15 protein-coding genes and 2 pseudogenes are annotated in these 18907 nt (G+C 37.9%); 13 read left to right on the forward strand and 4 right to left on the reverse strand.

Going from position 1 to position 18907, the window contains the following annotated elements; translation table 11 throughout:
- Nucleotides 1-19 precede the first annotated feature (19 nt).
- From AC6HVZ_RS07110 to AC6HVZ_RS07135, 6 genes are all read left to right on the forward strand, one after another.
- On the forward strand, nucleotides 20-481 hold the full coding sequence (locus tag AC6HVZ_RS07110; RefSeq protein WP_497557456.1) for a chemotaxis protein CheX: 462 nt from the start codon (nucleotides 20-22) through the stop codon (nucleotides 479-481).
- A 21-nt stretch (nucleotides 482-502) separates the two neighbouring features.
- Nucleotides 503-2476 carry a chemotaxis protein CheW gene (locus tag AC6HVZ_RS07115; protein WP_497557457.1) on the forward strand — a complete coding sequence of 658 codons (1974 nt, stop codon included), beginning with the start codon at nucleotides 503-505 and terminating at the stop codon, nucleotides 2474-2476.
- Nucleotides 2477-2490: 14 nt separating this feature from the next.
- Nucleotides 2491-2949 (forward strand): chemotaxis protein CheW, encoded by a 459-nt coding sequence (locus AC6HVZ_RS07120; RefSeq protein WP_497557458.1) that lies wholly within the window; start codon nucleotides 2491-2493, stop codon nucleotides 2947-2949.
- A 21-nt stretch (nucleotides 2950-2970) separates the two neighbouring features.
- Complete coding sequence (locus AC6HVZ_RS07125) at nucleotides 2971-3327, forward strand: response regulator (protein ID WP_497557459.1); 357 nt, start codon at nucleotides 2971-2973, stop codon at nucleotides 3325-3327.
- 121 nt (nucleotides 3328-3448) lie between these two features.
- Complete coding sequence (locus tag AC6HVZ_RS07130) at nucleotides 3449-5488, forward strand: methyl-accepting chemotaxis protein (protein ID WP_497557460.1); 2040 nt, start codon at nucleotides 3449-3451, stop codon at nucleotides 5486-5488.
- Nucleotides 5489-5527: 39 nt separating this feature from the next.
- Entirely contained in the window at nucleotides 5528-6247 is a 720-nt protein-coding gene (locus tag AC6HVZ_RS07135) for an EAL domain-containing protein (protein WP_497557461.1), read from the forward strand.
- A gap of 98 nt (nucleotides 6248-6345) precedes the next feature.
- Here the strand turns inward: AC6HVZ_RS07135 and AC6HVZ_RS07140 are convergent, their stop codons facing one another.
- Nucleotides 6346-6615, reverse strand: coding sequence for an FmdB family zinc ribbon protein (locus tag AC6HVZ_RS07140; protein ID WP_497557462.1), 270 nt, complete (start codon nucleotides 6613-6615; stop codon nucleotides 6346-6348).
- A gap of 15 nt (nucleotides 6616-6630) precedes the next feature.
- The gene (fmdA, locus tag AC6HVZ_RS07145) at nucleotides 6631-7809 is read right to left on the reverse strand and encodes a formamidase (protein ID WP_497557463.1); all 1179 of its coding nucleotides are present in this window, start codon (nucleotides 7807-7809) and stop codon (nucleotides 6631-6633) included.
- 405 nt (nucleotides 7810-8214) lie between these two features.
- On the opposite strand from fmdA, the gene AC6HVZ_RS07150 reads away from it, so the two are divergent.
- The 5 genes from AC6HVZ_RS07150 to AC6HVZ_RS07170 all read left to right on the forward strand — a co-directional run bounded on the left by AC6HVZ_RS07150 (nucleotide 8215) and on the right by AC6HVZ_RS07170 (nucleotide 15418).
- Entirely contained in the window at nucleotides 8215-11550 is a 3336-nt protein-coding gene (locus AC6HVZ_RS07150) for a DEAD/DEAH box helicase (RefSeq protein ID WP_497557464.1), read from the forward strand.
- A 239-nt stretch (nucleotides 11551-11789) separates the two neighbouring features.
- Nucleotides 11790-11930, forward strand: coding sequence for a hypothetical protein (locus tag AC6HVZ_RS07155; RefSeq protein ID WP_497557465.1), 141 nt, complete (start codon nucleotides 11790-11792; stop codon nucleotides 11928-11930).
- A gap of 340 nt (nucleotides 11931-12270) precedes the next feature.
- Complete coding sequence (locus tag AC6HVZ_RS07160; protein WP_497557466.1) at nucleotides 12271-13779, forward strand: TIGR02677 family protein; 1509 nt, start codon at nucleotides 12271-12273, stop codon at nucleotides 13777-13779.
- A 6-nt stretch (nucleotides 13780-13785) separates the two neighbouring features.
- Complete coding sequence (locus AC6HVZ_RS07165) at nucleotides 13786-15021, forward strand: TIGR02678 family protein (RefSeq protein WP_497557467.1); 1236 nt, start codon at nucleotides 13786-13788, stop codon at nucleotides 15019-15021.
- A complete protein-coding gene (locus AC6HVZ_RS07170) occupies nucleotides 15014-15418 on the forward strand; it encodes a hypothetical protein (RefSeq protein WP_497557468.1) in 405 nt (134 codons plus the stop codon). Before AC6HVZ_RS07165 ends, AC6HVZ_RS07170 begins: the two co-directional genes overlap by 8 nt.
- Before the next feature lie 316 nt (nucleotides 15419-15734).
- Here AC6HVZ_RS07170 and AC6HVZ_RS07175 read toward each other — a convergent pair.
- Nucleotides 15735-15909 (reverse strand): annotated as a pseudogene (locus AC6HVZ_RS07175) (DUF819 family protein); the annotation flags it as partial.
- 34 nt (nucleotides 15910-15943) lie between these two features.
- Here AC6HVZ_RS07175 and AC6HVZ_RS07180 point away from each other — a divergent pair.
- Nucleotides 15944-16141: pseudogene (locus AC6HVZ_RS07180) on the forward strand (hypothetical protein); the annotation flags it as partial.
- A gap of 184 nt (nucleotides 16142-16325) precedes the next feature.
- On the opposite strand, the gene proC reads toward AC6HVZ_RS07180, so the two are convergent.
- Complete coding sequence (gene proC, locus AC6HVZ_RS07185; protein ID WP_497557469.1) at nucleotides 16326-17168, reverse strand: pyrroline-5-carboxylate reductase; 843 nt, start codon at nucleotides 17166-17168, stop codon at nucleotides 16326-16328.
- A 366-nt stretch (nucleotides 17169-17534) separates the two neighbouring features.
- Between proC and AC6HVZ_RS07190 the strand changes: the two genes are divergently transcribed.
- The gene (locus AC6HVZ_RS07190) at nucleotides 17535-18437 is read left to right on the forward strand and encodes a DMT family transporter (protein ID WP_497557470.1); all 903 of its coding nucleotides are present in this window, start codon (nucleotides 17535-17537) and stop codon (nucleotides 18435-18437) included.
- The last annotated feature ends 470 nt before the right edge of the window (nucleotides 18438-18907 follow it).

Genomic DNA, 18907 nt, shown 5'->3' on the forward strand with positions numbered 1-18907 from the left:
AACACAAGGAGATTATAATATGACTGTAACTACTACGGAAAGAAACAGAACAATTACAGATTTATTGAATGGAACATATACATCTTTGAAATCTATTGTGCCCATAAAATATCAAATGAGTAAACCTAAAGTTTTAGGTAGAACCTTAGATCTTCAATTTGGTGTATTGATTGGTGTAACCGGGGATATCAAGGGAAGATTAATTTTAGCAGGAGAACCAACAGTCTTTAGTTCGATTGGAGAATCAATGTTTGAAATGCCAATAGAAGGAGAAATGCTCTCATCATTTAGCGGTGAATTGGGTAATATGCTTGCAGGCAGAATAGCCACCACTATCGTAGAGAATGACATTAAAACAGATATTACTGCTCCGACTATTATGGAGGGGAATACAACGTTATCAGGTTATGAAAAAGCGATTCAGTTAACTGCAGAATTTGAAGGTGTTGGTGGACTGGATATTTATTTATTGCTCAACTGATAATGAAGGAGGAAGTATCAGATGGATACGGATCAATATATTGAAGTGTTCTTAGATGAGAGTCGTGAGCATTTGCAGGCTATAAATGATAATTTGCTGATATTGGAAAAGCAGCCAAAGGAAATATCTGTAGTAAATGAAATTTTTCGTTCAGCTCATACATTAAAGGGAATGGCAGCAACCATGGAGTTTAAGGATATTGCATCATTAACCCACAAAATGGAGAATGTACTGGAAAAAATCCGAAATAATGAATTAGCCGTTACAACAGAAGTTATCGATATTACCTTTTTAGCTATAGAAGCGATGGAAGAAATGGTAAATGAAATTAGTGCTGGTAATGATGGTAAAAAGGATGTAAAAGGTTTAGTTAGCCGTCTGGAACAAATGGAGATGGGGAGAGTTGTTTCTGAAGTGTCAGAGCATAAAGCAGATAAGAAAACGCTTCAGCAGATGGATTTAGACATTTATCAGAAGACTGTTGTTTCACAAGCTGTAGAACAAGGTTATCAAGCATATCATATTGCAGTTGAATTAGCAGATGATTGTATATTAAAAGCAGCAAGAGCATACATGGTTGTTGAATCTCTTGAAAGTAAAGGGGAGATTATTCAAACTTTTCCATCCATAGAAGAACTCGAAAATGAAAATTTTAATTTGGATTTTTCTTTTATTTATGTTTCAAAAGAACCTTCAACAGTGATTGAAATAGAGATTAATAAAATATCAGAAATTAATAATGTAGCAATTACCATGTATTCGGCTACAATTAAAAAGCCTAATGAACAAATTGATACAGCCGATACGTCAACAAAAGAAACAAAAGAAACAAAAACCAAAAGCAACGCTACAAAAACAATTAGAGTAAATCTGGAACGAATAGATGATCTAATGAACCTTTTTGAAGAATTAGTTATTGATCGAGGTAGATTAGAGGATCTTTCACAAAAAGCAGGCAATCACGATTTACTTGATGTGGTTGAACATATGAGTCGGGTTTCTGAGGATATGCAAGGTTTATTGCTTACGATGAGAATGGTTGCTGTTGAGCAGGTGTTTAACCGTTTTCCACGGATGGTGAGAGGGTTAGCCAAAGATTTAAATAAAAAGATTGATCTTGAAGTTCTTGGAGCTGAAACAGAGCTGGATCGAACAGTGATTGATGAAATAGGAGATCCACTAGTTCATTTAATTCGTAATTCGATTGACCATGGTATTGAAGTTCCGGAAGTACGAAAAAATATAGGAAAGTCGGAAGTAGGCCTGCTAACGTTAAGAGCCTATCATAGCGGCAACCATGTATTTATCGAAATTGAAGATGATGGCTCAGGAATTAATCGGAATAAGGTAGAAGCGAAAGCAATTGAGAATGGATTAACTACAGTGGAAGAATCAAAACTTCTATCAGATAACGAGATTCATCAGTTCATCTTATCCTCTGGTTTTAGCACAGCTGATGAAATATCAGATATTTCCGGGCGCGGTGTAGGATTAGATGTTGTCAAAAATAAAATTGAATCTCTTGGGGGGCAAATTTACATAGAATCTGCTAAAGGTCAGGGCAGCAAATTTACTATTGAATTACCATTAACGCTTTCTATTTTGTCAACATTGCTAGTGGATATTAAAAAAGAAACGTATGCAATTCCCATGTCCTCAATCCTTGAAACAACACAGTTAGAGAAAGCGCAAATCATGTACGCTCATGGTCAACAGGTGATTGATTATAGAGGGAAGGTTATTCCACTTGTTTCTGTAAAAGAAGTGTTTAATATATCTGGTGATGAGGGTGCTATGGAACAAAGAGCGGTTGTAATTGTGAAAAAAGGAGACAAGCTGGCTGGTTTAATCGTTGATTCGTTTTTAGGGCAAAAAGAAATCGTTTTAAAGTCACTTGGTAATTATTTGAGAGATATATTCGCTATTTCAGGTGCGACTATTTTGGGAGATGGTCGTGTATCTTTAATTATTGATCCAAATGCATTGATTAAATAAATGGAGGTCTTACAATGGATGAGTTATCAAAGTATATTGTATTTCATTTGCATGACCAAGTCTTTGGAGTAAATGTTCAACAAATTAATTCAATCGAACGATTACAGGAAGTAACCAAAATACCAAGAACTTCAGATTTTATAAAAGGTGTTATTGATCTTCGTGGAGAAACAACGCCTGTCATCGATTTAAAGGAATGTTTACTTATCGAAAAAACGGAGCCAACTGAACAAAGCAGATTTTTAATTGTACAAATTAATGCTATTCAAGTTGGTTTAATAGTAGACTCAGCGACGGAAGTAGTAGATATTCATCCGACAGTTATTGAGAACGCTCCAAAAATGATAGGTGGAGTAAAGGAAACATTTATTCAAGGTGTAGCAAAGCTTGAGGATAGACTTTTAGTTTTGTTGGATGTAGAACATATCTTAGATTTTAACGAAATAAATGAAGTTAGAGAAGTAGTTGAATAGAAATCAGGAGGAATATATAACATGGCAAGAATATTAGTAACTGATGATGCTGCATTTATGAGAATGCAATTAAAAGATATATTGACAAAATTAGGGCATGAAGTTGTTGGTGAAGCAGAGAATGGTCAGGTTGCCATTGATCAATACCAAGAACTAGAACCTGAATTGGTGACAATGGATATTACCATGCCTGAGATGAATGGGGTGGATGCTGTAAGAGAAATTAAAAAATTGAATATAAATGCGAAAATCATCATGTGTTCGGCGATGGGACAACAAAGTATGGTAGTTGATGCTATTCGAGCAGGAGCCAAGGATTTTGTTGTCAAGCCTTTTTCTGTTGATAGGATACAAGAAGCTGTAAATAAAGTTTTATAAATATAACTATATCAGTTCAATATTCCAATTTAATCAAACAATAACTAATTAAAGATTTATATAATGCGAAACGAAACTAAGGTTAACCATTAGTTTAAATTGAGGGAGGCCAAGTAAAAAAATGAAACATAATAATACGGATAATGGAAAGGCAAAAAAGTTCCGGAGCAAAGGTGGATTTTTTAAAAAATCGATACAAAATCAAATTTTAATTCCCTTTTTAATACTACTTATTTTGGTCGTAGGATCTGTGGCTATGGTAAGTTATCAATCAAGTGCAAATAATACAACCGATGAACTGACTAATAACGTAGAAAGTCAAATGGTGGGAATGAATGACACGTTTGAATTATTCTTTTCAAATATTAATAATACGTTGGATCGTTTTATATCAAATGAATTAGTAAAGAATTATCAATCTAAAATGAAACAAGAGTTATTAAATTATTTGGGAGAGACGAAAGAAACGAATCCTTCTATAGCGAATATATACACAGTTATTGATGGTACAGGAGAAGTAATTATTTATCCTGAAGCAGATTTGGGTGAAGACTTTAAGCCTAAAGAAAGAGAATGGTATCAAAATGCTTTAGAATCTGATGAAACAGTATGGACTGAACCATATATCGACGCTAGTACTGGTGAAACAGTAGTTACTGTATCAAAAGCTTTTTATAACGGTGATAAATTGTACGGTGTATTCGCTGCTGACGTAATGATAGGAACGTTAATTGACATGATGGATAAAGTGGAAATTGGTGACACAGGCTACGGGGTTGTGTTTGATAATTCTGGTAAATATGTAGTACATTCAGAGCAAGAGTATATTGGTAAAGATGAGTCTGAAGAAGAATATTATAAAAAAATTATGGATGCTGGTGAACAAGGTATTATAGAATATCAATTTGAAGGTAAAGACAAAATAATGGCGTTTATTAAAAACCCAACTACTGGATGGATTCTTGGTGGTACCGTGTATATAGAAGAGTTTCAGAAAAAGGCACAAAGTGTTCTAATTCCGATCGCCATCACATTAGGTGTATCACTAGTTTTAGCAATTATCATATCGTTTTTGGTTACAAGAAGAATTACGACTCGAATTAAGACAGTAATGGAAAGAATGAAAAAAATTGCGGATGGTGATTTAAGTCAAGACCCACTTGAAGTGAGATCCACAGACGAAACAGGTCAATTGGGTAATGCGACAAATGAAATGAATAAGAAAATGCGTGATTTATTAAATCAAATTAACGTTGTATCTGAAACGGTTTCAAGTCATAGTGAGGAGTTAACCCAAGCGGCAGGCGAGGTGACAACCGGAACTGAACAAATCGCTACAACAATGGGAGAACTTGCTACAGGATCTGAGACTCAAGCCAATAGTGCAAGTGACTTAGCTTCCGTTATGGGAACATTCACCGCTAGAGTAGAGGAAGCAAATGAAAATGGCGAACATATTCAAGTGAATTCGAATAAAATTATCGAAATGACCAGTGAAGGTAGTCAATTGATGCAATCCTCAACTGATCAAATGAATAAGATAAATCATATTGTTAAAGATGCAGCGAAGAAAATGCAAAACCTGGATAACCAGTCACAGGAAATTTCAAAGCTTGTATCTGTTATAAAAGATGTTGCCGATCAGACCAATCTGTTAGCTTTAAATGCAGCGATTGAAGCTGCTAGAGCAGGAGAACATGGCAAAGGATTTGCAGTAGTTGCAGACGAAGTAAGAAAGCTAGCTGAACAGGTTGCACATTCCGTTAACGATATAACTGGATTTGTAACGAATATTCAGTCTGAATCTGGCGTAGTAGCTGAGTCTTTAAAAGAAGGTTACGAACAGGTTGAACAAGGAACAGTAGAAATCGAAACCACAGGTAAAACGTTTAAAGAAATAAGTACAGCTCTTACAAAAATGGTACAAAATATTCACACAGTATCAGAAAACCTATCTGAAATAGCAGCAGGTAGTCAGGAAATGAATGGTTCTATTGAAGAAATAGCTGCAGTTTCCGAGGAATCAGCAGCAGGTGTAGAACAAACAGCCGCATCTGCACAGCAAGTTAGTGGCTCTATGGAAGAGGTATCTGGAAGTTCCGAGCATCTGGCTAAATTAGCTGAAGAATTAAATGAACTGGTTGGACGATTTAAGCTTTAAGACTAGTATCCAATATATAAAAAGATTTGGGGTGATTCCATGTCTGTTGACGTTTCATATTTGAATGAGGAAGAAATGGCTTTTTATCATGTTTATCAGCCTATATTTACCCTGTCTAACAACGCAGTTTACGGCTATGAAGTATTACTCAGAACCAACAAATTTCCAAATCCAGAAATGTATTTCAAATATGCTAAGAAACAACATATTTTGTTTGAATTGGATATGAGATCGATTGAGAAAGCGTGTAAATCAGATTTCACTTATGATGATACTGTATTACTATTTATTAACATATTTCCATCGACATTAGTTCACCCTAAATTTATTTCAAGAATGATGGAGATGGAAGAAAACTTGAAAATTAAACCAAGTTCTTTCGTATTTGAAATAAATGAGGCGGAAAAAATCAAAGAAACTGAATTACTAAAAGATGTAATTCTAAAGCTGAAAAAACAAGGATATTTGATTGCGCTTGATGATATTGGAAAAGGTAATTTAACGTTACAGTCCATCACCAAGTTTAGACCTGACATTATTAAATTTGATCGCTTCTTTGCAAAAAATATAAAAAGTTCGGTTGAAAAGCAAGCATATATTGAAAATGTTGTACAGGTTTTTGGGGAAGACTTTTCAATAGTATTAGAAGGAATAGAAACCAGGGAGGATTTACAAGTTTCTGTGGAGTTAGGAGTACCTTTTGCGCAGGGATTTTATTTGGGAGAACCAAAGGAAATAAACTATTACAGAAATGTTTAGAGGTGCATGGGGGTGCATGGGGACGGTTCTGCTGCTTCACATCAAATTACTGCAAGCTGAAACAAGCGAACCGTCCCCATGTTTCTCACCCATGTTTCTCAATGCCCTGCTTGCCACGGTCTGGATACAGTCGGTTTTTTATATCTGGTCATTGGCATGTCTTCCTTTTTAACAACTAGTGGTTCCATTCCACGCTCCATTCTGTTTTTAACCTTACTATCTATTCGGAAGGTGATCGGTGGTTTGAATACCCTTTTTGCAATTGCCCTGCAATCTGGACATTCGGCTTCCTGTTTATTTCCATTCATCCCTTGATACCATAATGTAAATTCACCACATGTATGACAATGAAATGTGAAATTTGCCATGTCCAACCTCCTTCGCTATTTTGGTATAATATCTTTCATGAAAATATCTTTTGGTAAAGCTACCGTGCAACAAGAGTTTGGAATATCAACAACACCGGCTAAGTGTCCTTGTACCGGAGCAGTTGCAAGTAACATATAGGCTTGTTCGCCCGTAAAGCCATGCGTTTTTAGAAACTCAATTGCATTCAAACATGCATTTCGGTACGCTGTGTTAGCATCTAAGTAGGTTTGCTTGCCGGTAAATTCGTTTACAGATACTCCTTCAAACACGATGTATTCATTATAATGTGGATCAACTGGACCTGGTTGGAATGCTGGGTTCTTTTTTATTTGGTATTTTTCCATTCCCCTTTTAATTACATCGACATGTAAATCAATCCATCCCGGCATTTCAATTCCACCGCAGAATGTGATTTCACCGTCTCCTTGTGAGAAATGCAAGTCGCCTACAGAAAGCTTGGCACCATCAACAAATACAGGAAAATACACTTTGGAACCGCGGGATAGATTTTTGATATCACAATTTCCCCCATTTTCTCTTGGTGGAACCGTTCTTGCCCCTTCTCTTGCTACCCTGTCAAAATCCTCCCCTGTCAAGCTTCCCAGAACGACACTGTCTTTTGTTGGAAGATTTGCCAATGGTGGTACACGGTTCGGATTCTGATCAACTAATTCTTTCTCCCGTCTGTTCCATTCATCGAGCATTTCCTGTGAGGGAGCAACGCCTATTAATCCTGGATGAATAATTCCGGCAAATTTAACATTAGGAACATGGCGGGAGGTTGCATAAATTCCTTGGAAGTCCCAGATTGATTTCGCTGCTTCAGGATAGTGCTCCGTTAAGAAGCTTCCTCCATTTTCTTTTGCAAAAATGCCGTTAAATCCCCATTCATGTGCGCTGAATGTACCAATATCAAGAATATCAACAACAAGTAAATCCCCGGGCTCGACACCATTTACATGAACAGGTCCACTAAGTACGTGTACACGATTCAAATTTACATTGCGTAGATCTGAGGGGTCATCATTATTACTAATTTGTCCATCCGTCCAGTCCAAGCACTCCATCCGAAAAGTCTCTCCTGGATCAACTGAAAATGCAGCTGGAATATCCGGATGCCACCGATTATGTCCAGGCACAGCCTGCTTGTCCATCGTTTTGTTCAAATCAACCTTAAATAATTTTTTTGGCACTAGTCATCTTCCTCTCAAAATTAATGTATTTTTACTGCCCTTCTTGATATAATCTAAGAAGCACTACTAAAAAAATTGTCTAAAATTCCGATAATATCACCCTCAAATATAATATTATATTCCATTCCCTCTAAATATCATTTTACAAACAAAAACCTCAGGGAATTATGTGAATGCTATATCAATTATATGATTGGTGGTTTAAAGATATGCATGGGGACGGTTCTGCTGCTTCAAATCAATGCAAACTGAAGCAAGCGAACCGTCCCCATGTTTACACCCATGTTTACAAAACTGGAATTAGAGTCTAAATTAATAGATAATAGGAGAATATGATATGTATGGGGGCTGAAACAAACGAACCGTCCCCACGTTTCACCACGTTTCAATAATGGAGGTAACCAGATGATTGACCAATTATCAAAAGATGAGATTAAAGATATATTTCCGAATGCTGTTTATCGGCGCGGGCGTACTTACTATCGGGAAGGTCGTGTTAGGGATTTATATTTTGATTCTGTAAATAATAGTTGGAAGGCAAGTGTAAGAGGGTCAATGACCTATCATGTGGAAATTGAGTACGATGAAATTGGAATTTCTTCAGAATGTGATTGTCCTGCCTATGCTAAATACTGGAATCCCTGTAAACATATTGCTGCAGTAATGCTTAAAATTCACGAAAATAGTATGCAGGGGAAAACTACTATATCTAGTTCTTCCGATAGTGTACTTGATAGGCAAAGAAAGCAGCAGGAAGCCTTTGACTTGCGACAACAGGAATTAGAAAGGCAAAGAAAAGAAAGACAAGCCCGCTATGTGAAACAGCTGACCAATCAGTTTATTCAAAGCTTTTCCAGGTTTTCGCCAACAGGTTCCAAACAGAAAACAAGTTCCAAACAGCAAACAGGGAGGATAAAATCTCCTCTACTTGTCGAATGGATTTTGAGGGTGGATAAGCCATATTATTCGACAAAAACGTTATTATCATTAGAAATGAAGGTAGGTCAAAAACGAGCCTATGTTGTGAAGAAAATAAAAGATTTTCTCTGGGCAATTAAAATCCAAGCACCATACCCTTTTACAAAAAACTTTAGCTATGATCCGTCAGAACAGGAATTTATCACGGAAGATCAGGAGATTATTGATCTTTTGCAGGATGCAATAGAATTTGAGCAAACTTACCGGGAATTTCAATCTAATTATTATCGATCGGGGTCATCGGATGAACGGGCGCTGAATCTTCCTCCGATGATTACCGATGAGCTCCTAACAAAGCTTGAGAAAAGATCGCTTCGCTTTGAATCTGGTGGGCAAGCGTATCAGCAAATCAACATCTATCAATCTGAACTTCCCTTTTCTATTCAATTAGATAAAGCAAAAAAAGATGATACGTTTCATTTGAACTTAACAGAATTACATTCGTATAAGAATCTAGATCTATATGGCTATGTCGTATTTGCTAATCACTTTTATAAAATATCTGCTGAGCAGCAATTACTATTGACTGAACTGAAGAACTTAACGGATAAGGTAAATCTTCCTTTGCTGCCAATTGCTAATGACCAGATCGATTCATTTATCTCTCAAGTTGCTCCGAGGATTGCAACGATTGGAACATTGGAGATGACGGATAGTGTTTCTAATAAGATCGTAAACTTTCCACTAAATGCAAGGCTCTATGTCGATCGTGTGGATGAGCTGCTCCATGTTTCAATGGAATTTCATTACGGGGAATATATGATTCTTCCATTTGAACAAACGACACCGGAGACAGGCGGGCGTATTATAATGAGGGATATAGATAAGGAGCAGGTCATCCTCGATGTAATCGAATCTTCCTCTCTGAGCTTTAAAGGGGAGCAATTATATATAGAAGGGGAAGCTGAAATTTTCGAATTTTTATATGAAATTCTTCCACAGCTTGAGGACAATGTGGAAATATTTCTGACCAATCCTGTGAAGTCACTAATATTACCAGAGCAACAAGCCCCTGTTACGAATATCGAGGTCGATTCTTCGAGTAACTTGCTGGAGGTAAGCTTTGATATGGCTGGGATAGATCAAGGTGAGATTGGTGATATTCTACAATCTGTGGTGGAAAAGAAAAACTATTACCGACTTAGAAGCGGTGCGTTTGTTTCACTAGAAGCTGAAGAATTCCAAACCATTCAGAACATGTTTGAAGAGTTAAATATTAAACATGCTGAACTACAAAACGGAACAATGAATTTGCCATTATACAGGGGGATGCAGCTTGCTGATGTGGTTGATAAGGAAAAAGGAAGCAATACCAAGTATGGAAAGCAGTTTCGCAAGCTTTTAAATCGTTTGAAGCATCCTGAAGAACTGGAATTCGATCTGCCTGACTTACTGCAAGCTGAATTGAGAGACTATCAGAATTACGGTTTTCAATGGCTGAAAACACTTAGGTCTTACCGGTTCGGGGGCATACTTGCAGACGATATGGGGCTAGGGAAAACGATACAAAGTATTGCTTTTATTTTATCAGAAAAAGGATTGGATAAAAATCCTAAGCCAGCATTGATTGTTGCCCCTGCATCCCTTGTCTATAATTGGAAAAATGAGTTTCAAAAGTTCTCTCCATCGTTAACATGTGAGGTTTTGATTGGAAAGCCTGAGGAACGGGTTCAAAAGCTGCAAAGGGAAACAATGCCGGATGTTTATATTACATCCTATCCGACATTGAGACAGGATATTGAATCCTATCAGCAGCTTGAATTTAGTTCGCTATTTTTGGATGAAGCACAGGCGATTAAAAATAACGTAACAAAAACAGCGAAGGCAGTTAGGGATATTCGATCGGAAACACGTTTTGCACTTAGTGGAACCCCGATAGAAAACTCGATTGATGAGCTTTGGTCTATTTTTCAGACGATTATGCCCGACTTCTTTCCGAATCAAAAAGCGTTTCGTCAAATTGAACCAGAAAAAGTAGCTAGAATGATTCGTCCGTTTTTACTGCGCAGGGTTAAGAAAGACGTATTGAAGGAGTTACCTGACAAAATTGAAACGGTCAACTATTCAGAGCTTACGAGTCAGCAAAAAAGCCTCTACCTGGCGTACTTGGAGAAAATCCAACAGGAATCAAAGGAATCGCTTCAGGGGGAAGGCTTTCAAAAAAGTCGTATGAAAATATTGGCAGGATTGACGAGACTCCGTCAATTATGCTGCCATCCTTCCTTATTTTTGGAAAACTACACAGGGGATTCCGGAAAGCTGCAGCAATTAATGGAGGTTGTCCGTAATGCCTTGGAAAATGGAAAGCGGATGTTAATCTTTTCACAATTTACGAGTATGCTTTCGATTATTCGCGATCAGTTAGCGAGTTCCGATTTAGATTTCTTCTATTTAGATGGTCAAACAGCACCAAAGGAACGGGTCAATATGGTTGAACAGTTTAATCAAGGGGATGCGGCTATTTTTCTAATTTCCTTAAAAGCGGGAAATACAGGACTTAATTTAACAGGAGCGGATACGGTCATCTTATATGATCTTTGGTGGAACCCAGCAGTTGAGGAGCAGGCTGCAGGCAGAGCCCACCGTATTGGGCAAAAAAAGGTTGTGCAAGTCATCCGATTAATCACACAAGGTACAATTGAGGAAAAAATTTATGAATTACAACAAACCAAAAAAGAGCTAATTGAAACAGTCGTCCAGCCTGGAGACCAAGCAATCTCGACCATAACAGAAGAAGACATTAGAGAGATATTAAATATATAGAAGGAATCATGGGGACGGTTCTGCTGTTTCAAATCAATGCAAGTTGAAACAAGCGAACCGTCCCTGCGTTTATCATGGGGACGGTTCTGCTGTTTCAAATCAATGCAAGTTGAAACAAGCGAACCGTCCCTGCGTTTATCGCCCTGCGTTTATGGCAGGAAGGCGCAGATATTCGCTTTGACCGATTAGATGATAATCTGGAAGAACTGAAAAATATTGTTAGACACAATGCTACGTTAATGACTGAAAATTTCACTTCTATTCGGAAAGACATGCGGGTAACGAATCAAGAAACTCGATCCGATATTGATCTTCTCTTTAAAGAGGTAGAAGGAGTAAAAAGAAAGACGAATAAGATTGAACGAAGCTTAAGTAAATAGGGGATAGGCCCTATAGGACTTATTTTGCCATAGGACGCTATCTTCTTTGAGTTTTGTTGAACAGAAATCTAGATGTATACGCTGTTAGTTTTGAGAAGCATGATGTAATGCAGATGAAACTGGCAGCTTTTTATCTTTTGCTGTGAAATAAGAAATTCAATACTTAAGCGAAGAGCAGAGAAGGAAACATTGTCACTTTAGGTCTCACAGAATAACAAAAACCAGAGTAAAGGAAAAGATTGACGAAATCCCTCCCATTAAATGATCAAAAAATGTCTAAAAGCTCTTTTTCTATTAATAATTCGTGTTATAATTTCCATAAGGGAGAGGTGTATTTCGAGTGAAATTAGAACAGCGTATGCTAAGCCCTTTTGTGAAGGCTAAATACCTATCAGAAGCTAATTATAGAAGGTATACAAGTATCATTCATTATTTATATCAGCAGCATGAATACTATTATGGTCCCCCAGCACTTCCGGGTGATATTTATAATAATATAATCGAAAATGACTCGCTCGGGTTGTTTGTGGATTACACGGAGAAACAACTGGATGAGGATTTGAAGCAGCTTGAGGAATGGGGAAATGTTCTATCCCATGCAGATAATTCCAGAGTGAGTAAAATTCAGGACTACAATCGAAGCAGACTGCGTTATCAATGTACGGATGAAACGATTGAAATCGAACGGATGCTGGAAAAACTGGAAGGTCAAATCCACCGAATCAAAGGTTCCCTGGATTCGAAAATGATCAGTTCATTGGCGACGCTTGTGCTGGAATTTCAACAGATGAAGTTTGAAACCCCACTGACAAAAGAGGAACGTACTGAATTTCACGAACTTTGGACAGATATTATCGACAGATTTAAGACACTCCGAGAAGAGGCTTCGGATTATTTAGGTATCATTCAAAGTAAAAATATTGAAGAAGCAATCGGGCGCAAGGATATCAGTGCATTTCGTATTAAATTCACGAATTATTTGACAGATTTTATCATTGCTTTGCAAGAAAATACATTGATCATTGAATATGCGCTGAAGGATATATCAAATCGAAATCTGGTGGATCGGGCAATTCAGGAGCTGATCATCTACCAAAAGGATAAGCCGAATCTGGAAGAGGAAATGGACGACGAGCAGATGGCAGATATCTATCTGATGCAATGGAGCGGGATTCAAAAATGGTTTGTTCACGATGAATATGAGGAACGTTATGTGGACTATTTACAGAAACAGACCAATGAAACGATTAGTAAATTCATGAAGTTCTTAGAACAGTTAACGGAAAGAGAACAACAGATGAAAAGCAGAAAACATGAATTTCTGCATTTGGCAAAACTATTTGAGGAAGAAGCGAATTTCGAGCATTGTCTGAGGATGTTTGGTGCGATAACCAACATTGAAAATCCTCCCCATATCGTTTCAACCAGAGATGAGGAAGTCTATGCCGATGAAACGATCATCGAACAAGGTGCAGAGGTGAAGCCCTTGCAAAATGCTAAAACTGCTGGAATCAGAAAGAAAAAACAAATTGCCGTGATTGAACCAAGCGAAGAGGATAAGCAGCTGCTAGAAGAATTAAGACAGCGAAAGGCGTATGAAGAGCAGCAGCTGGAAGCATTTACGAGACGGGGCAAAGTAGCACTTGGCGAGGTGGAGGAAATCGAAAGCTTCTTATTATATGCTATTTTAAATTGGATCAGTCAGGCGAACTCTACAAAGTCCAAAAGCGGCAAGACGGAACATGGTATCACGTATAAACTATTAAAAAATAGTAATCAAATGATAACGGTAAGTACAACAGAGGGAATGCTCCAAATGGATGATTATGTCTTAAATTTTGAGGTGTAAGAAGTGATGAATGAAGAAATGGAATCAACTGGAGAAGGCAAAAAGCTGATGAAGGAAGAAGTACAGCGATGTGTCCGCCAATTAATCGAACGCTTCTGGATTACGCGAGCAGATGATGAGGAATTGTATTATCTCATCAAAGATAATGAGGCAGATATCAAAGCATTCTTTCGGGACATATTTCGTTATCGTTTAATTATTACCCATGAGCTGGCAAAACTCGAGAAGGTTCCTGTCAAAACATATAATTGGATGGGGGATAAGCAAGTAAAGGGTCAGACCACATTTAAAAGGCAGCGTGACTTTGTCTTTTTATTTTGTATACTGGCATTTATCGAAGGCAAAGGAAGAGATGATCAGTTTTCCCTGCAAAATATATGTGAAGCAATTCAAGCCTATTATCCCCAAACGGACGAAGATGCACATCAAACGATCATCTGGAAAGAGGGCTCCGGTTATCAAAACAGACTTTCCTTAATCCGGGTGTTAAAGTATGCACTGAAGATGAAACTGATTGTTGTTGTGGATCAGCACTTGGATGATTTTGCAGCAGACTCCAATCATGATGTGTTATTTGAAAGAACCCCATATGTACCCTTTTTCCTGCGTAATTTTAAAGATTTATTTGCCTGGAACAGCTACGATGATTTCGCAGCGTTCCTGGAAAATGAAAATGATGAATACATTGATGGGAAACATCGCTTTTATCGGCGTTTATTTTTGGAACCGATTGTTTATCATCATGAAATTACCGAGGATGAACAGGATTATGTGAAACGGTTTTATCATGTAATCGAAAGCAACCTTCTAAAATACACAGGCTATGAATATGAACGCTATCAGCATAATTCTATTTTGACGAAAACGATGATGAGTTCAGGGGAGGTAGTCCATCCTGCTGAAAACATGCTGACAAACCTTGTCCTCAGATTTGCCGGATATTTACTTAAAAATCAGGAAGCTCATGACTTCTCCTTTACAAATGAAATCGAAATTTCCAATCATGAAATACAACAGATTCTGGCAAAATTAAAGGAAAGTGACGGGCGGTTTTGGACGAAAAGCTTTAAGCAAATGTCTTCTGAGCAACTGCGAAATGTACTAACAGACTATTTGGTGAACTGGAATTTTGCAGAAATAAAAGATGATAAAACGGTGGTAATAAAAGAAGGGATCTTCCGTATTGTTGGTGACTATACGGATGAAGAAGCCAGTGTGAAAAGGGGAATCAAGCATGAGTGAAACACTTCAAACTACAGGCAGGTGGCAGATGCATCGAGCGAAATTATTCAGTTTTTGGTACTACCCGGACCAGGAATTTTATTTTAAAAATGGCTGTGGGGTACTTCGTGGCCATAATGGCAGTGGGAAATCAGTTACAACCCAAAGCCTGATCACTGTCTTATTAGATGGCGATGTTCGAAGTCATAAACTGGATCCTTTCGGTGGAAGAGAACGTACGATAACGGATACCGTATTGGGGGAGGAAGGCCTACTCGAAGAGGATTATGCTGCAGGAATTCTCCGGGTGCGTAAGAAATATACATCGTTTTATAAACGGTATAAAGCAGACTGGGATGATCTTTTTGCAGATCTAACAAAGGACTTTAATCGGGAAATGAAAAGGAGTTTGCGTTAGTGGTTTTCTCAGAAAATTTTGTGGAAGGAATCCTGAGGGGTTCCTTTTTTACATAAAATGAAAGTAGTAGTGATTCTAGGTATGTAGGTGAAAATGATTGGTTTATATCTTAAATGCCATGTTTCCTTTATCTCCTACTGCTCAGTCCAGTCCTTACGTCGCTAAACGGGCGCACTAAGCTTTTGTACGTGTTGACTTTTCATATACCTGAGTAGTTACCAGATGGATAATTTAATATGACTCAAATACAGGGGTGACATGCCCCTTATTTGGGTTGCATTTTTTTAGCGGTGTTTCGATCCTCTGAGTAGTTACGAATAAACAAAATCAAAAATCCACGGATGATATATATTGGTGCTTGGAATAATTGGCTGAAGTCGGTCTGAGATGCGATTAATGCGACAATAATATATAACATGATATTCGATAATGTCCATCGAACCAGCAATCTTTGAAACGAGTGTCATTGCAAGAATGAACCCTAAACTGCTGCAATTCATTTATCCTTACAATTCCAGGAATGCCTGGACAACAGAAGTCAATCTATTAGCTGTTGCAACACCAATTTTAGCTTATGCCGGTATTTCGATTGGTCGATCATGGACAGACTTTGCCAAATTAGGATGGAGAACGATCGTTATCGGTATGTTTGTAATTATAGGAACTTATTTAGGATCAGCAATTGTTGCAGAGATTGTATTGCGATTACAGGGGATAATTTAAGTGTATGGGAAGGGGAATGGTACTTTTGCTAGTGCTTGCCACTTCCTGAATTTCGCAGAATAATACTGGAATTATAAAGAGCTGTTCGTTTTGAGAAGTATGAATTAAATGCATTCAAAACGAACAGTTCTCTGTTCCGTAGGTGTACTTCTAAGGATAGGTAATTCCACCTATCCTCAACAATTTACCTCTGTAGCACCAACTTCTCCCCCGGCTGCTTACTCAATTCCTTCGATCTTAAAGCAGCACTTTTTACCGCTTCTTCCATTGCTCTTCCACCACCATATGCATCTAAAGCGGCTAATCCGGCAGCGGTGGTTCCATTTGGTGATGTAATATTTTTTCTAAGCTGGGCAGGGGTTTCCGCTTGGGTGATGATCATCTTTGCTGCACCAAGCAGTGTTTGTGCTCCAATTTCTCGTACCAGTTCCCTCTCAAGTCCTGCTTTTTGACCGGCTTCTTCCATATGTTCCATTAGGTTATAAAAATAGGCTGGTCCACTGCCTGCAATCCCCGTATAAATATCCATCATCGCTTCGTCAATGATATACGCTTCTCCAATACATTGCATCAGTTGCTTAGCTAGCATCATCTGATCCATGGATACATGCTTCCCAGGCGAAACAGCGGTTGCCGATTCCTGAATCATGCTGGAGGTGTTCGGCATCACCCGAATTACCTGCTGGCGATCGTTTAAATTTTCTTCCATATATGAAGTTGAAATTCCCGCCAATACAGAAATGAGCAGCTGATCGGCAGTGATCTTATCACGCAGGTCTTCCAAAGTAGTCCCAATATCTTTCGGTTTCATTGCTAAAATAAAGATATCGATCGCTTTATAATCCAACTTTTCTTTCGTTACTGTTTCAATGCCATATTTCCTATTTAACTCGTTCAAACGCTGCTGATTGCTTCGGTTTGTAACGATGATTTGTTCTTTTTCTAAATTCTTAGACTTAATAAATCCGGAAATAATTGCTTCTGCCATATTACCTGCACCGATAAATGCAATTCGTTTATTTCTCAAAGTTTAATACGCTCCTATTTACTTATTATTGAACGTTTAATAGCGTAACATATCTATTATATACTTCAAGTGTTTCAGGTTAAGTCGGGTGTATATTGTCGAGAAAGTGATGGGAAGCGGTAACATTGAAAGATATATTAGCCATAGCCTTGCTGAAGCACTTAAATTCCTCGTTTTTGGATTATTTGGGGGATGGCAAGGATATAACTTCCCTTACTTTTTCGAAAGCAGAAAGATCCTAGCCCTTATGAAGCACTTCTAAACAATTAAAATCAGCAGTCCACAAAGCAATCCCTATTAGTGACACCCTCCAACCATTATAGTAGAGTGTAAGAATAACAATCTAGAAACCGGGTGAAATAATACATGGTAAAAATTTATACTTTATTACTGCTGGTCATGGTGATGTGGGGGTTTAATGTATCGGCGTTGAAGGTGTTGGTTGATGCGATTGATCCGCTGCTGCTTACCTCATTTCGAATCATGGTGGCAGGTATTACGGTTTTAATCATTTGCTATATAATGGGGATCTTTCGGCTGCCCTACAAGCACGAGTGGCTCGTTATTTTTTACATAGCGGTGTTCAATGTGATTCTGCATCATTCGCTAGTGGCGGTTGGGCTGGAGATGACCACAGGTATAAATGGCGGATTAATTCTGGGAATGATGCCACTGGTTACGGTGATGATGGCATTGATCATTTTACGTGAGCGTGTTTCATGGATACGAATTTCAGGCTTTGTGTTGGGATTTATCGGTATAGTTGTGACGACATTGACAGGTGGAGATGGAATAGCTGCTGTATCGTTGGGAGATATCATCGTGTTTTTAGCTGTTGTCGTGCAAGGATTTAGTTTTGTGTTAATTAGCAAATTAAAACCAACATTTGATCCAAGGCTGGCAACTGGTTATATGCTGGTACTCGGTGCTGCATTTATCTTTTTGTTTGGCAAATTATTCCATCCAGGGATTATGGAGATCACCAATTTGATTGACTGGAAACTGGGATCGGTTTTCTTATTTAGTGCCGTTTTAGCATCAGGATTTGGGCATATGACATATAATTATGCGATTAAAAAAGTAGGTCCGGCGGAATCAGCGATTTTTATAAATTTGAACACACTTTTTGCGATTATTGGTGCGTCAGTATTTTTAAATGAAATTATTACCTTAAATCATGTTGCTGGATTTATCTTGATTTTAAGTGGTGTGTTTATTGGGACGGGTGCATTGGAGCAGGTGCTGTTGAAAAAGGGGGGGAGAAGATAGGTGGGATGCCTAATTACTTCCGAAAATAGCTTGACCCATTACTGATTGCGGGGAAAAGTAAACGAGTTAGAATAGAAAAATAAAGAATTAAAAGACGAAATGAAGAGGCTTCACGGTAGGATTCATGGAAGTTTTGAAAAGTAAATATGAATAAAAAAGGACACTCATTTTGTGTAAATATAAATAATGTGAGCACCTTAGTTTTTTAGTGAAAATAATAAAAAAGTATAGATTTTACGAGTATTTTTGCCGAAATCAGACAAAGTGGAGAGAGAAGCTTATGAAGTTGAGAGAGAAGCTTATGAAGTTGAGAGAAGAGTGCATGAAGTTGAGAGAGAAGCCTATAAAGTTGAGAGATAATTGTAATTTCCCATGTTATCTCTCAACTTTTACCCAGTTTCTCTCAACTTTCAGCTCTAAGTAGGATGGACATTTCTCCAGCACTCCAGCACTCCAGCACTTCATCATTT

The sequence above is a fragment of the Oceanobacillus sp. NCCP-135 genome (assembly GCF_059698015.1).

Excerpts from the sequence above, each read along its gene's own strand:
- AC6HVZ_RS07120 (WP_497557458.1), top strand. The coding sequence starts at position 2,491 with ATGGATGAGTTATCAAAGTATATTGTATTTCATTTGCATGACCAAGTC.
- AC6HVZ_RS07190 (WP_497557470.1), top strand. The coding sequence starts at position 17,535 with ATGGTAAAAATTTATACTTTATTACTGCTGGTCATGGTGATGTGGGGG.
- AC6HVZ_RS07140 (WP_497557462.1), bottom strand. The coding sequence starts at position 6,615 with ATGGCAAATTTCACATTTCATTGTCATACATGTGGTGAATTTACATTA.
- AC6HVZ_RS07135 (WP_497557461.1), top strand. The coding sequence starts at position 5,528 with ATGTCTGTTGACGTTTCATATTTGAATGAGGAAGAAATGGCTTTTTAT.
- AC6HVZ_RS07125 (WP_497557459.1), top strand. The coding sequence starts at position 2,971 with ATGGCAAGAATATTAGTAACTGATGATGCTGCATTTATGAGAATGCAA.
- AC6HVZ_RS07110 (WP_497557456.1), top strand. The coding sequence starts at position 20 with ATGACTGTAACTACTACGGAAAGAAACAGAACAATTACAGATTTATTG.
- AC6HVZ_RS07130 (WP_497557460.1), top strand. The coding sequence starts at position 3,449 with ATGAAACATAATAATACGGATAATGGAAAGGCAAAAAAGTTCCGGAGC.
- AC6HVZ_RS07150 (WP_497557464.1), top strand. The coding sequence starts at position 8,215 with ATGATTGACCAATTATCAAAAGATGAGATTAAAGATATATTTCCGAAT.
- AC6HVZ_RS07165 (WP_497557467.1), top strand. The coding sequence starts at position 13,786 with ATGAATGAAGAAATGGAATCAACTGGAGAAGGCAAAAAGCTGATGAAG.
- AC6HVZ_RS07155 (WP_497557465.1), top strand. The coding sequence starts at position 11,790 with ATGACTGAAAATTTCACTTCTATTCGGAAAGACATGCGGGTAACGAAT.
- AC6HVZ_RS07170 (WP_497557468.1), top strand. The coding sequence starts at position 15,014 with ATGAGTGAAACACTTCAAACTACAGGCAGGTGGCAGATGCATCGAGCG.
- AC6HVZ_RS07115 (WP_497557457.1), top strand. The coding sequence starts at position 503 with ATGGATACGGATCAATATATTGAAGTGTTCTTAGATGAGAGTCGTGAG.